15 protein-coding genes and 1 other RNA gene are annotated in these 12,099 nt (G+C 66.5%); 5 read left to right on the top strand and 11 right to left on the bottom strand.

Annotated elements, in window-relative coordinates; genetic code table 11:
• Positions 1-62 precede the first annotated feature (62 nt).
• The 3 genes from GO999_RS14145 (at position 63) to ruvB (ending at position 2,969) form a co-directional block, all read left to right on the top strand.
• Entirely contained in the window at positions 63-1,199 is a 1,137-nt protein-coding gene (locus GO999_RS14145; protein WP_028852603.1) for a glycerophosphodiester phosphodiesterase, read from the top strand.
• A gap of 51 nt (positions 1,200-1,250) precedes the next feature.
• Positions 1,251-1,832 (top strand): Holliday junction branch migration protein RuvA, encoded by a 582-nt coding sequence (gene ruvA, locus GO999_RS14150; RefSeq protein ID WP_019717529.1) that lies wholly within the window; start codon positions 1,251-1,253, stop codon positions 1,830-1,832.
• Positions 1,833-1,895: 63 nt separating this feature from the next.
• The gene (ruvB, locus tag GO999_RS14155; protein WP_173941630.1) at positions 1,896-2,969 is read left to right on the top strand and encodes a Holliday junction branch migration DNA helicase RuvB; all 1,074 of its coding nucleotides are present in this window, start codon (positions 1,896-1,898) and stop codon (positions 2,967-2,969) included.
• A gap of 63 nt (positions 2,970-3,032) precedes the next feature.
• Here ruvB and GO999_RS14160 read toward each other — a convergent pair whose 3' ends face one another.
• From GO999_RS14160 to tyrS, 4 genes are read right to left on the bottom strand one after another with little or no spacing between them, the layout of a single operon-like run.
• Positions 3,033-3,716 carry a histidine phosphatase family protein gene (locus tag GO999_RS14160; protein ID WP_011000458.1) on the bottom strand — a complete coding sequence of 228 codons (684 nt, stop codon included), beginning with the start codon at positions 3,714-3,716 and terminating at the stop codon, positions 3,033-3,035.
• Positions 3,716-3,847, bottom strand: coding sequence for a hypothetical protein (locus tag GO999_RS14165; protein ID WP_016724016.1), 132 nt, complete (start codon positions 3,845-3,847; stop codon positions 3,716-3,718). Before GO999_RS14165 ends, GO999_RS14160 begins: the two co-directional genes overlap by 1 nt.
• 17 nt (positions 3,848-3,864) lie before the next feature.
• Positions 3,865-4,365, bottom strand: coding sequence for a D-aminoacyl-tRNA deacylase (dtd, locus tag GO999_RS14170; RefSeq protein ID WP_016724017.1), 501 nt, complete (start codon positions 4,363-4,365; stop codon positions 3,865-3,867).
• Complete coding sequence (tyrS, locus tag GO999_RS14175) at positions 4,362-5,633, bottom strand: tyrosine--tRNA ligase (protein ID WP_016724018.1); 1,272 nt, start codon at positions 5,631-5,633, stop codon at positions 4,362-4,364. The genes dtd and tyrS overlap by 4 nt, the downstream gene beginning before the upstream one ends.
• Positions 5,634-5,807: 174 nt before the next feature.
• Between tyrS and GO999_RS14180 the strand changes: the two genes are divergently transcribed.
• Complete coding sequence (locus tag GO999_RS14180; protein WP_011000454.1) at positions 5,808-6,968, top strand: anhydro-N-acetylmuramic acid kinase; 1,161 nt, start codon at positions 5,808-5,810, stop codon at positions 6,966-6,968.
• Positions 6,969-7,031: 63 nt separating this feature from the next.
• On the opposite strand, the gene erpA is transcribed toward GO999_RS14180, so the two are convergent.
• The 5 genes from erpA to rplM form a co-directional block, all read right to left on the bottom strand.
• Entirely contained in the window at positions 7,032-7,406 is a 375-nt protein-coding gene (gene erpA, locus GO999_RS14185) for an iron-sulfur cluster insertion protein ErpA (protein WP_003265486.1), read from the bottom strand.
• Positions 7,407-7,534: 128 nt separating this feature from the next.
• Entirely contained in the window at positions 7,535-7,939 is a 405-nt protein-coding gene (locus tag GO999_RS14190; RefSeq protein ID WP_011000453.1) for a bactofilin family protein, read from the bottom strand.
• A gap of 34 nt (positions 7,940-7,973) precedes the next feature.
• Positions 7,974-8,729, bottom strand: coding sequence for a DUF6776 family protein (locus GO999_RS14195; RefSeq protein ID WP_016724019.1), 756 nt, complete (start codon positions 8,727-8,729; stop codon positions 7,974-7,976).
• A gap of 229 nt (positions 8,730-8,958) precedes the next feature.
• On the bottom strand, positions 8,959-9,351 hold the full coding sequence (rpsI, locus tag GO999_RS14200; RefSeq protein WP_011000451.1) for a 30S ribosomal protein S9: 393 nt from the start codon (positions 9,349-9,351) through the stop codon (positions 8,959-8,961).
• Between the two features lie 9 nt (positions 9,352-9,360).
• A complete protein-coding gene (gene rplM / locus GO999_RS14205) occupies positions 9,361-9,789 on the bottom strand; it encodes a 50S ribosomal protein L13 (RefSeq protein ID WP_003265480.1) in 429 nt (142 codons plus the stop codon).
• A 689-nt stretch (positions 9,790-10,478) separates the two neighbouring features.
• Here rplM and GO999_RS14210 point away from each other — a divergent pair.
• Positions 10,479-10,925, top strand: a complete 447-nt coding sequence (locus GO999_RS14210) for an OsmC family protein (protein ID WP_011000450.1) — start codon at positions 10,479-10,481, stop codon at positions 10,923-10,925.
• 2 nt (positions 10,926-10,927) lie between these two features.
• Here the strand turns inward: GO999_RS14210 and rnpB are convergent.
• Positions 10,928-11,271, bottom strand: an RNA gene (rnpB, locus tag GO999_RS14215) — RNase P RNA component class A.
• A 13-nt stretch (positions 11,272-11,284) separates the two neighbouring features.
• A complete protein-coding gene (locus GO999_RS14220) occupies positions 11,285-12,097 on the bottom strand; it encodes a DUF3025 domain-containing protein (protein ID WP_071092639.1) in 813 nt (270 codons plus the stop codon).
• Positions 12,098-12,099 lie beyond the last annotated feature (2 nt).

The raw sequence follows: 12,099 nt of genomic DNA on the forward strand, positions 1-12,099 counted from the left end.
CTGGCACCGGGCAGCACGGCCGTCTACCATGCGGAAGACCCCGTCTGCAGGAGGCCCCCCGGATGCCGCGCCGCTTCGCTCTGCTGTGCCCGCTGATGTTGACGACCGCCATCGCACTGTCGGCCTGCCGGCTGGAATACAATCACGGCGGCAACCACGGCGACACCACGCCCATCGCCACCGTCCAGGTGATCGGCCATCGCGGCGCCCCGGCGTTGCGCCCGGAGCACACGCTGGCGTCATACCAGAAGGCCATCGACGATGGCGCCGACATCATCGAGCCGGACCTCGTCGCCACCCAGGACGGCGTGCTGGTCGCGCGCCACGAAAACGAGATCTCCGGCACCACCAACGTGGCCGACCTGCCGCAGTTCGCCGGCCGCCGCGCCACCAAGACCATCGACGGCCAGAGCGTCAGCGGCTGGTTCACGGAAGACTTCACGCTGGCCGAACTGAAGACCCTGCGCGCCCGCGAGCGCATCCCCGACATCCGCCCGGACAACACGGCCTACAACGACCAGTTCGACATCCCGACGCTGGCCGAGATCATCGCGCTCGCCCGCGACCAGTCGGCCCTGCGCGGCCGCAACATCGGCCTCTACCCCGAGACCAAGCACCCGACCTATTTCCAGTCGATCGGCCTGCCGCTGGAAGACCGGCTGATCGCCGCGCTGCGCCAGGACGATTTCACGGCCAGCCGGACCACGGTCCATATCCAGTCGTTCGAAGTCGCCAACCTGAAGTCGATCCGCAACCGGATCGGCGGCAGCCAGCCCAACTGGAAGCTCGTGCAGCTGCTGGGCACCGCCACCCAGCGCCCCTACGACTTCACGGTGGCCAACGACGCCCGCACCTACGCCGACCTGATGACCGACCAGGGCCTGCGCGACATCGCCGCCTATGCCAACGGCGTCGGGCCGGACAAGAACAGCGTGATCGCGCTGGACGCCAACGGCGCGCTGACCGACCCCAGCGACCTCATCCGCAATGCCCACAGCGCCGGCCTCGTGGTGCACCCGTACACGTTCCGGCCCGAGAACATCTTCCTGCCGGCCGCGCTGCGCAGCGGTGCGGACAACGCGCGCAACGTGAGCGGCTCGATCCAGGAAATCCAGGCCTTCCTGCGCGCGGGCGTCGACGGCTTCTTCACCGACGACCCGGCGGTCGGCAGGCAGGCCGTGGACACCCTCCAGCGCTAGCGCCGGCCCGGCATCGGCTACACTGCGTGCCGTTTTGGGAGAACCTCATCCATGATCGGACGCATCGCCGGGACGCTGATCGAAAAGAACCCGCCGCACCTGCTGGTCGACTGCCACGGCGTCGGCTATGAAATCGACGTGCCGATGAGCACGTTCTACAACCTGCCCGCCACCGGCGAGAAGGTCGCGCTGCTCACCCAGCAGATCGTGCGCGAGGATGCGCACCTGCTGTACGGCTTCGGCACCGCCGCCGAGCGCGAGACCTTCCGTCAGCTCATCAAGATCTCCGGCATCGGCGCGCGCATCGCGCTGGCGGTGCTGTCGGGCATGTCGGTGGCCGAACTGGCGCAGGCCGTGACGCTGCAGGAAGCCGGACGGCTGACGCGCATTCCCGGCATCGGCAAAAAGACCGCCGAGCGCCTGCTGCTCGAACTCAAGGGCAAGCTCGGCGCCGACCTGGGCGCGGTGCCGGGCGGTCCGGCCGTGTCGGACGATGCGGTCGATGTGCTCAACGCCCTGCTGGCGCTGGGCTACTCCGACAAGGAAGCCGCGCAGGCCATCAAGCAGGTGCCGGCCGGCACCGGCGTCTCCGAAGGCATCAAGCTGGCGCTCAAGGCCCTCTCCAAGGGCTGACGCCCCGGCGGCGCGAGACGGTAAAATGGCCCGTCCGCGGTCCCCCCGCGCCGTCTGCCCGCCATGATCGAAACCGACAAGCTCGCCGCCAAGGCCGTCTCCGCTGAACGCCTGATCTCGGCCTCGCCCGCCTCCCCCAACGAGGAGGCATTCGAGCGCGCGCTGCGCCCCAAGCTGCTCGACGAATACGTCGGCCAGGAAAAGGTGCGCGGCCAGCTCGATATCTTCATGACGGCGGCCAAGAAGCGCCGCGAGGCGCTCGACCACGTGCTGCTGTTCGGCCCGCCGGGCCTGGGCAAGACGACGCTGGCGCACATCATCGCCCGCGAGATGGGCGTCAACCTGCGCCAGACCTCGGGCCCCGTGCTGGAGCGCCCGGGCGACCTGGCCGCGCTGCTGACCAACCTCGAAGCCAACGACGTCCTCTTCATCGACGAGATCCATCGACTCTCGCCGGTGGTGGAGGAAATCCTGTATCCGGCGCTCGAGGACTACCAGATCGACATCATGATCGGCGAAGGCCCGGCAGCCCGCTCGGTCAAGCTCGATCTGCAGCCGTTCACGCTGGTGGGCGCCACCACGCGCGCCGGCATGCTGACCAACCCGCTGCGCGACCGCTTCGGCATCGTCGCCCGGCTCGAGTTCTATACGCCGACGGAGCTCGCGCGCATCGTCACGCGCTCGGCCGGCCTGCTCGACGCGCGCATCGCCGAAGACGGCGCGCTGGAGATCGCCAAGCGCTCGCGCGGCACGCCCCGCATCGCCAACCGCCTGCTGCGCCGCGTGCGCGACTACGCTGAAGTGAAAGCCGACGGCGTCATCACCCGCGCGGTGGCCGACGCGGCGCTGGCGATGCTCGACGTGGATGCGGTCGGCTTCGACCTGATGGACCGCAAGCTGCTGGAAGCCATCCTGCACAAGTTCAACGGCGGCCCGGTCGGCATCGACAACCTGGCCGCCGCCATCGGCGAGGAGCGCGACACCATCGAAGACGTGCTCGAGCCCTACCTGATCCAGCAGGGCTACCTGCAGCGCACGCCGCGCGGGCGCGTCGCCACGGCATCGGCCTACCAGCACTTCGGGCTGGGCGCGCCGAAGGCCGGTCCGGCGCGCGACCTGTGGGACAACAACGCCTAGCCGATCAGCCGCAGCATCGGCGCATCGGCTGCATGCCGCCCCGGCCGCGGGTCTGAGGCCGCCCTACGGTACGCGCCGATCCACTTCGTCGAGCACCAGCAGGTCCAGGTGCGCGACATCCCCCCACTGCAGCACGGTCAGCTGGTGCCCGTCGGACGACAGCCGGTTGATGCTGGCATTGCGCAGCGCGTGCTGGCGCGGCTCGGTGAGCGTCATGGCGTTGGCGTGCCGGTACAGGCAATCGAGCACACCGCCATGGCTGACCAGCGCGATGCGCTCGCCCGGATGGCGGCGGATCAGCCGCAGCGCCGCATCCACCGCGCGCGCGTGGAACCCGGCCAGCGTCTCGCCGCCGCCGGGCGGGGCGAATTCCGGCACGCGGCTCTGCCACGCCTCGAATTCCGCCGGATGGCGCTCGGCCACCTCGGCATAGGTCAGCCCTTCGAACCCGCCGTAGCAGCGTTCGCGCAGGCCGGTGTCATCGCGCACAGCCTTGCCGACCTCGCCGGCCAATGCCTGCGCCGTCTCCCTGGCGCGCGACAGATCGCTGGCATAGATCGCATCGAACGGCTCGCGCGCCAGCGCCCGGCCCAGCTGCGCGGCCTGTTCGCGCCCCTGCGCATTGAGCGGCACGTCGAGCTGGCCCTGGAGCCGGCGCTCGCGGTTCCAGTCGGTCTCGCCGTGCCGCACCAGCACGATGTGGGTGATCTGCGGCATCGGCATGGGCATGGCGGCGGTGCGTGCCATCAGGACGTCTCCGCAGGGCTCGGGTTGAGCGTGCAGGTGCCGGTCACGGACGCCTCGGCCAGCGCGTGGCCCTCGACACATTCGACGGGAATCGGCGCGTCGCGGTGAATGACGTCGGAAGTCAGCTTCATCGTGCCCCTCCTGGTGATCAGGCGGATTTCGCGGTCTCGGCCTCGCCGGCGCGCACGGCCTGCGGCGCCACCTGCAGCCAGAACGTGACCGGGCCGTCGTTGACCAGCGACACCTGCATCATCGCGCCGAACTCGCCGGTCGCGACGATGGGATGCTGCTGCCGTGCCCGCGCCACGAAATGCTCATACAGGCGGCGGCCCACCTCGGGCGCCGCCGCCGGCGTGAAGCTCGGCCGCGTGCCGGACTTGGTATCGGCCGCCAGCGTGAACTGCGATACCACCAGCAAGCCGCCTGCCAGCCCGTTGCCGTCGATGTTGCGCACCGGCAGGTTCATCTTGCCCTGCGCATCGGAGAACACACGGTAGTTCAGCAGCTTCTCCAGCAGGCGGTCGGCCTCGGCGACGGTATCGCCACGCTCGGCGCACACCAGCGCCAGCAGGCCTGGCCCGATCTCGCCGACCACGCGGCCATCGACCCGCACCGCCGCCTGCGAGACGCGCTGGATCAGACCGATCACGACAGCACCACGCGCGCAAAGCGCCGCTTGCCCACCTGCATCACAAAGGTGCCGGCCTCGACCTTCAGCCCCTTGTCGCTGATGACGGTGCCGTCGATCTTCACCCCGCCCTGCTCGATATTGCGGTTGGCTTCCGAGGTGGACGGGCACAGGCCGGCCTGCTTGAGCAGTTGCGCGATGCCGATCGGCGCGCCCGACAGCTCGATCTGCGGAATGTCGTCCGGCACGCCGCCGCGCGCGCGGTGGTTGAAGTCCTCCAGCGCGCGCTCGGCATCGGCCTGGCTGTGGAAGCGCGCGATGATTTCTTGCGCCAGCAGCACCTTGCAGTCGCGCGGGTTGCGGCCCAGCGTCACTTCCTGCTTCATCAGGTCGATCTCGGCCAGCGGGCGGAACGACAGCAGCGTGTAGTACGTCCACATCAGGTCGTCGGAGATGCTCATCAGCTTGCCGAACATCTCGTTGGGCGCCTCGCTGATGCCGACGTAGTTGCCCTTGGACTTGGACATCTTCTCCACGCCGTCCAGGCCGACCAGCAGCGGCATCGTCAAGATGCACTGCGGCTCCTGGCCGTATTCCTTCTGCAATTCGCGGCCGACCAGCAGGTTGAATTTCTGGTCGGTCCCACCGAGCTCCAGGTCGGACTTCAGCGCCACCGAGTCATAGCCCTGCATCAGCGGGTAGAGGAATTCGTGCACCGAGATCGGCACACCCGCCTTGTAGCGCTTGGTGAAGTCGTCGCGCTCCATCATGCGGGCCACGGTGTACTTGGCGGCGAGCTGGATGATGCCGCGCGCGCCCAGCGGATCGCACCACTCGCTGTTGTAGCGGATCTCGGTCTTGCTCGGGTCCAGCACCATGCTGGCCTGGCGGTAGTAGGTCTGCGCGTTGGCCTCGATCTGCTCGCGCGTGAGCGGCGGGCGCGTGGCGTTGCGGCCCGACGGATCGCCGATGGTCGAGGTGAAATCGCCGATCAGGAAGATCACCTGGTGCCCCAGGTCCTGCAGCTGGCGCATCTTGTTGAGCACCACGGTGTGGCCGATGTGGATGTCGGGCGCGGTCGGGTCCAGGCCCAGCTTGATGCGCAGCGGCACGCCGGTGGCGGCGCTGCGGGCCAGCTTCTGCTCCCACTCCGCGGCGATCAGCAGTTCGTCGCAGCCGCGCTGCGTGACCTCCATCGCATGCAGCACCTCCGGCGTGACCGGGTACTTCGGTTTGCCCGGCGTGTTGTGTTCGGGAGCGGGAGCAGCGGAGGCGTCGGAAACGGTCATGGCAAATAAAAAAAGAGCCGCATGCGCCACAGCGGCACACGGTCGAGGCAATTCGGAAGACAACAGGCATGCGCTCGCCGCGAAGGCGGCCGGCGCGATCCCGCGATTTTACCGTGAGGCGGCCACCCGCCCAACGGCCACCCCGAAGCCGCCCCAACCGCTGCCCCCGCTGGTATGCTCACGCGCATGACGACACTTGCCTCCTCCATCAGCGAGCGCTACATCGGCCTGATGTCCGGCACCAGCCTGGACGGTGTCGACGGCGTGCTGGTCGACTTCTCCGGCCCGCGTCCGATGCTGCTGACGGACGCCTACGTGCCCTTTCCGCCCGCGCTGCGGCAGGCATTCTTCGACCTGCAGTCCGCCGGCCACAACGAAATCCACCGCGAGGCGCTGGCCGCCAACGCGCTGGCCGACCTGTACGCCGAATGCGTCGCGCAACTGCTGCATGAGAGCGGCTGCGATCCGCGCGAAGTCCGCGCCATCGGCGCCCACGGCCAGACCATCCGCCACCAGCCCGGCGAGCACGACGGCATCGGCTATACACGGCAGACGCAGCACGCCGCCGTGCTCGCCGAGCGCACCGGCATCGACGTCATCGCCGATTTCCGCAGCCGCGACATCGCCGCCGGCGGCCAGGGCGCGCCGCTGGTACCGGCCGTGCACCGCGCACTGTTCGCGCTGCCCGATGCCTGGCGCGTGGTCTGCAACATCGGCGGCATCGCCAACCTGACCGTGCTGCCGCCGCAGCAGTCGGATGCGCGCGACCGGGTGCTCGGCTTCGACTGCGGCCCGGGCAACGCGCTGCTCGACTACTGGGTCCATGCCCACCGCGGCGAAGCCTACGACCGCAACGGCGAGTGGGCCCGCAGCGGCTGGATCGACGCCGCGCTGCTCGAGACCCTGCGCAGCGAGCCGTTCTTCGCCAGGATGCCACCCAAGAGCACCGGCCGCGACCTGTTCAACCCGACCTGGCTGCAGCAGCAGGCCGGCGACACGCTTGAGCGCATCCGCCCCGAGGACGTGCAGGCCACCCTGCTCGCCCTGACGGCCGACACCATTGCCGATGCCGTCCGCACCCACGCACCGCGTACCGCATCCCTCGTGGTCTGCGGCGGCGGCGCCCGCAACGGCGCGCTGATGCAGCGGCTGGCGGCACAGCTGCCAGGTACCCTGGTCGCCGCGAGCGATGACTTCGGGGTCCCCGCGCATCAGGTCGAGGCACTGGCCTTCGCCTGGCTGGCACGCCAATGCGTGCGCCGCGAACCCGGCAACGTCTACCATGCCACCGGTGCGGCCGGCCCCCGCGTGCTGGGCACGATCTATCCGGCCTAGACGGCGGCAATGGGCAACAAAAAAGCGCACCGAAGTGCGCTTTTTCTTTTGTCGATGCCGGTTTCAGACCGAGAACGACGAACCGCAACCGCAGGTGGTCGAGGCATTCGGGTTCTTGATGACGAACTGGGCACCGTTGATGTCTTCCTTGTAATCGATCTCGGCGCCCACCAGGTACTGGTAGCTCATCGAGTCGATCAGAAGCGTCACGCCATTCTTGGTCATGGTCGTGTCGTCTTCGTTGGTGTCTTCGTCAAAGGTGAAGCCGTACTGGAAGCCCGAGCACCCGCCGCCTTGCACGAACACGCGCAGCTTCAGCTCCGGATTGCCTTCCTCTTCGATCAGTTGCTTGACCTTGTCCGCAGCGCTGTCGGTAAAGACCAGCGGAGCCGGAACCTCGTTCACATCGGGCGTGGCTGCCTGCGCGACTGCGTTCATGAAAAATCTCCTGTGGGAACGTCTCAAATCTGCTGCTATTTTAAGCGCAGACGGTAAATCGTGCCGAAGCCCCAGCTTTCAAGAGGACATTGTGCGGTGCGGCCGCAACGGCTCGCGCCGCCGCCGGATCAGTCCTGGTTGGAGGCCAGCTTCAGGTTGGGCAGCAGCTTCACATCACCGGGTGTGGAATGCGTCAGCGTGCCCATGACGACGGCACCCTGATGCATTTCCAGCGCAGCGTATTGCACATTGCCCTCGATGCGCGCCTTGGGCTGCAGCTCCAGCAACTCCGAGACATGCACCGGCCCCACGACCGTGCCGTTGAGAATCAGGTGCCCGACATGCACTTCGCCCTCGATGCGCGCGCTGTCGGTCACCACCAGCATGCTGGGCTTGTCGGGATCGCCGATCACGTTGCCCTTGATCTGCCCGTCGATGCGCAGACCGCCTGAAAAGCGCAGTTCCCCTTCCAGCCGCGTACGCGCGCCCAGCAGGGTTTCGATCGCCAGCCCTTTCTTTTTGCCAAACAGCATCGTCGACTCCTTTGTGCAGATGGGACAATGCCCGTCAAATGGAAAAACTCTGGCTGGCCTTGACCTTGCCGTTCTGCAGCACCTTCACGACCACCGACTTGACCGTGGTGCCGGGCGGAACATCCACCCACCCTTCCAGACGCTGGTAGTGCGTCAGCTTGACCCGCGTGGCCGGCGCCGCCGACCCGCCGGCCGCGGCGCCGGGGAAGTCGATCGTAGCAGGTTTGCCCGCCTGCACCACATTCAGCGTGAGCGCCAGTTGGCCCTCGAATTCGGAGACCGGCGCGAACGCCTTGCCGCCGCCCTGCATCAGCAGGACACGGAAACGCAGCCGTGCGGGCTGCGCTTCGTCCGGAGCGATCCGGAAACTGCGCACATAGATGCCGGCGGAATTGGTGGGGGCGGGCAGCAAGCTGTCGAAGAAGGCCAGATCTTCCTTCAACTGCGCGTTCTCGGCTTCCAGCGTCTTGATCTGCTCGGCCATCTGCTGCTGGGCGCCTTCAGCCATGCCCAGCCGCGACTCGGCCGTGCCGGCCGAGGCAGCGAGCTTGTCGCGCTCGGCCTGCACGGTTGCCAGCTTGACGCCCAGCTCACGGTTCATCGCCCGCAAGTCGGCGTCGTGCGGGCCGGTCAGCCGGCGACCCTCCTCGAACGCCCACAGTGCCGCCGCAGCGGCAAGACCCACCACCACGGCGATCAGCAGGATGGTCACCGGCCACGGTAGGCGCGAACGCACCGTCACGTTGGGCGCAAGCACCGAAACGCGACGCAGCAGACGTCGCCCCTTCATGCGGTGCCCCCATGCGCCGTCATGCGTGACGGCAGCGGGTTAGGACAAATGGCGGATTGCATCATCTGGACCAAACGCTAGCGAAGTGTGAATTGTAGTCGGGACGGCATGTCTGAGCTGTTGCAAACGGTAAGCAACATGCATCATGAATCACACAACTCAGTTGAATGCGCAAAAACAAAAAACCACACCCGAAGGTGTGGTTTTTTGCTGAAGCAGATCCGGCGAATTAACGCTTGGAGAACTGCTTGCGGCGGCGGGCCTTGTGCAGACCGACCTTCTTACGTTCGACTTCACGAGCGTCGCGGGTCACCAGGCCAGCCTTCGACAGGGTCGGCTTGAGCGTGGCGTCGTAGTCGATCAGCGCGCGGGTGATGCCGTGGCGGACAGCGCCGGCCTGGCCGGTTTCACCACCACCGACCACGTTCACCTTGATGTCGAAGGTGGCGCCGTGGTTGGTCAGTTCGAGCGGCTGGCGAACCATCATCAGCGAGGTTTCGCGAGCGAAGTAGTCAGCGACCGGCTTGCCGTTGACGATGATGTCGCCCTTGCCGGACTTGATGAAGACACGTGCCACTGCGCTCTTGCGGCGGCCGGTACCGTAGTTCCAGTTTCCGATCATGGCGGCCCCTTAGATTTCCAGCACTTGCGGCTGCTGAGCTTCGTGCGGATGCGAGCCTTCGGCGTACACCTTCAGCTTCTTGATCATCGCGTAGCCCAGCGGACCCTTCGGCAGCATGCCCTTCACGGCTTTTTCCAGGGCGCGGCCCGGGAAACGCTGCTGCATCTTGCCGAACGTCGTTTCGTAGATACCGCCCGGGTAGCCCGAGTGGCGATAGTACTTCTTGTCGGTCGTCTTGGCGCCCGTCACACGCAGCTTGGCTGCGTTGATCACGATGATGAAATCGCCCGTGTCGACGTGCGGAGTGAATTCGGGTTTGTGCTTGCCGCGCAGTCGGAGTGCCACTTCGCTGGCGACACGCCCGAGGACCTTGTCCGTCGCGTCAATCACGAACCAATTGCGCTTCACCTCATGGGGCTTCGCGGAAAAGGTCTTCATGATTTTTCCAATTTTGAGTCAGTGCCCGAGTGGACCCGTATCGCGCTCAACCTCGCACGAACGGATCGTCTTGCGGACGCCTGCGCGACCTTTGAAAAGGCACGTCGCCGGCCCGCCTTCCCGCTTGTTGACGCGGGCTCTCCTTGCTTCTTCTTTTCCGCGGGCAATCCGGAAAAGATTTCGATTGTACCTCGCAAGCCACCCTTGACACAAGGAAAAGCACGCATTCAAGCGCAGCGGACGAAAAAAAACCCCAAGCGGTTTGGCTTGGGGTTTGAATCCACCAAAGGAGGAGGGTGGAGGAGACACCTGCTGATCGTTGACCCAGTGGGTTGCACCGTGTCAGCCGATCCAATGGAGGGAATTATACCCAGTTCTAGGGCGTGCGCAAGAAAATTTGCACTACGAAATCGCATTTCTTAATGTGAAATGCACCAATATGCACACGACTTGTTGAATTTTCATTGAAAATCAATAAGTTATGGAAATTCGTCACATGCACAAATGTCGCGCATTAGAGCCTTGCCTCCAATTTCGTCCCGCTTCTGGTGCGGGAGCGGCGGGTTGCACCTTTCCGCGCCGGTGTTCCTGTCAAGGGGCAGTCACCCTGAGCGCCGGCGGCGGGCAAGCGGGATGGCTACAATGTGGCTTTTCGTCGGCGCATCCGTCGACAGGCAAAAGGATTCGACATGGAATGCACAGTAAGCTGGACCGGCCCGGATGGCATGGCGTTTTTGGCGGAAACCGGAAGCGGCCATCTGGTCACGATGGATGGCGCACCGGACGGCGGCGGCCGCAACCTGGCGCCACGCCCGATGGAAATGGTGCTGCTGGGCACCGGCGGCTGCACCGCCTATGACGTGGTGCTGATCCTCAAGCGTGGCCGCCAGGATGTGCAGGGCTGCAGCGTCAAGTTGCTCGCCGAGCGCGCCGAGACGGACCCCAAGGTCTTCACGCGCATCCACTTCACCTTCACGGTGACGGGACGCAACCTGAAGCGGGAAACGGTGGAGCGCGCGGTCCAGCTGTCGCACGAGAAGTACTGCTCGGCGTCGATCATGCTGGCCAAGACGGCCGAGATCACGCATTCGCTGGAGCTGGTGGATCTGGCCGTCGCCGGCGCACCGACGGAATAAGAACGCGAAGCGGACCGATAAGCCGGATTCTGTGCGCCGCGCGGCATGACACCGCGCGGCGTGACAACCATTCCTCTAGACCGACCGTTGCCGGCCGGCTCAAGCTCCCTACCCGCAGGCTCGGCGGGCCGCTTCATCGCCTGCTTACTTGGGATTGCTCCGGGTGGAGGTTACCGCGTTTCACCCTTCGCCCTGGCCGAAGCCGTGAGCGAAGACTCGTCTCTGTGGCCCTATTCCGCACGTCGCCGTGGATGGTCGTTAGCCATCACCCTGCCCTGTGGAGTCCGGACTTTCCTCCCCTTCCGTCGTGCAAGCACGCGGAAGCAGCGGTTGTCTGGTCCGCTTCGCGAGGCGCGAGTCTAGCACTTCTGGCCCGGTTTGGCCGATATGCGCCGACCGGCGCGGAAAACAGCGGCATCCGCATAGAAGGCGGAATCCCGGTTCGCCTCGCACCATCCGGGGATGCCCATGACGGGCAGCGGGCGGAAGTCGCCCGTGGTCAGATCGGCGCTGGCGAGCGTAGCGGCCAGGACAGCGTCGATCGAAGCCGCCCCTGCCGCCGCCAAGGACGCGACGCGCACGGGCCAAGCATGGGCGGTGATCGACTTGTACGGCGCGACCAGCTTCTCCAGCAGCGCATGCCCGAACGGCAGCACGGCGCATGACTGCCCCCAGGCCACCCTGCCCTCGATGAACAGGCCCCGCCAGTCGAAACCGGTCAGGCAACGCTCGGGCGCATCGTCGGTATGCAGGAAGATCAGGGCGTTCTCGTCGAACAGGGTGACGGCATCGCGCACGGTACCGCGTGCCGCACCGATGCCATCGCGGGCGATGGCGCTGGCCTGGCGAGCATTGAGCACTGCCTTGGTGCGCGGCCAGTGCAGCCAGATCAGCGCGTTGAAGCCATCGTGCAGGTTGTCCCGCGTGGGCACACCACCGGTGGCGGCGATGTGCGCCTCGTAGGCAACGCCGGGCGGCAGCGCGCCCTGCAGGATGAAGCGCAGCGGATGGCCGCCGGCCGTGCGCAAGTCTTGCCGCTGCGCGTGCGCATTGAGAACGTCGCGCAGGTCGGCACCTTGGCCGACCGCCCGGGCGACCGGTGCGCCGATGGCCGCCAGCGGCGCGAACGCCGGGTGCGCCCAGTCGATCCCGGTCAAACCCGCCGAGCGCACAC

The organism is Ralstonia nicotianae, from assembly GCF_018243235.1.
GTDB classification, from domain to species: Bacteria; Pseudomonadota; Gammaproteobacteria; order Burkholderiales; family Burkholderiaceae; genus Ralstonia; species Ralstonia nicotianae.

Coding starts and splice junctions, on each gene's coding strand:
- GO999_RS14145 (WP_028852603.1), top strand. CDS start 63: ATGCCGCGCCGCTTCGCTCTGCTGTGCCCGCTGATGTTGACGACCGCC.
- ruvA (WP_019717529.1), top strand. CDS start 1,251: ATGATCGGACGCATCGCCGGGACGCTGATCGAAAAGAACCCGCCGCAC.
- ruvB (WP_173941630.1), top strand. CDS start 1,896: ATGATCGAAACCGACAAGCTCGCCGCCAAGGCCGTCTCCGCTGAACGC.
- GO999_RS14160 (WP_011000458.1), bottom strand. CDS start 3,716: ATGGCACGCACCGCCGCCATGCCCATGCCGATGCCGCAGATCACCCAC.
- GO999_RS14165 (WP_016724016.1), bottom strand. CDS start 3,847: ATGAAGCTGACTTCCGACGTCATTCACCGCGACGCGCCGATTCCCGTC.
- tyrS (WP_016724018.1), bottom strand. CDS start 5,633: ATGACCGTTTCCGACGCCTCCGCTGCTCCCGCTCCCGAACACAACACG.
- GO999_RS14180 (WP_011000454.1), top strand. CDS start 5,808: ATGCTCACGCGCATGACGACACTTGCCTCCTCCATCAGCGAGCGCTAC.
- erpA (WP_003265486.1), bottom strand. CDS start 7,406: ATGAACGCAGTCGCGCAGGCAGCCACGCCCGATGTGAACGAGGTTCCG.
- GO999_RS14190 (WP_011000453.1), bottom strand. CDS start 7,939: ATGCTGTTTGGCAAAAAGAAAGGGCTGGCGATCGAAACCCTGCTGGGC.
- GO999_RS14195 (WP_016724019.1), bottom strand. CDS start 8,729: ATGAAGGGGCGACGTCTGCTGCGTCGCGTTTCGGTGCTTGCGCCCAAC.
- rpsI (WP_011000451.1), bottom strand. CDS start 9,351: ATGATCGGAAACTGGAACTACGGTACCGGCCGCCGCAAGAGCGCAGTG.
- rplM (WP_003265480.1), bottom strand. CDS start 9,789: ATGAAGACCTTTTCCGCGAAGCCCCATGAGGTGAAGCGCAATTGGTTC.
- GO999_RS14210 (WP_011000450.1), top strand. CDS start 10,479: ATGGAATGCACAGTAAGCTGGACCGGCCCGGATGGCATGGCGTTTTTG.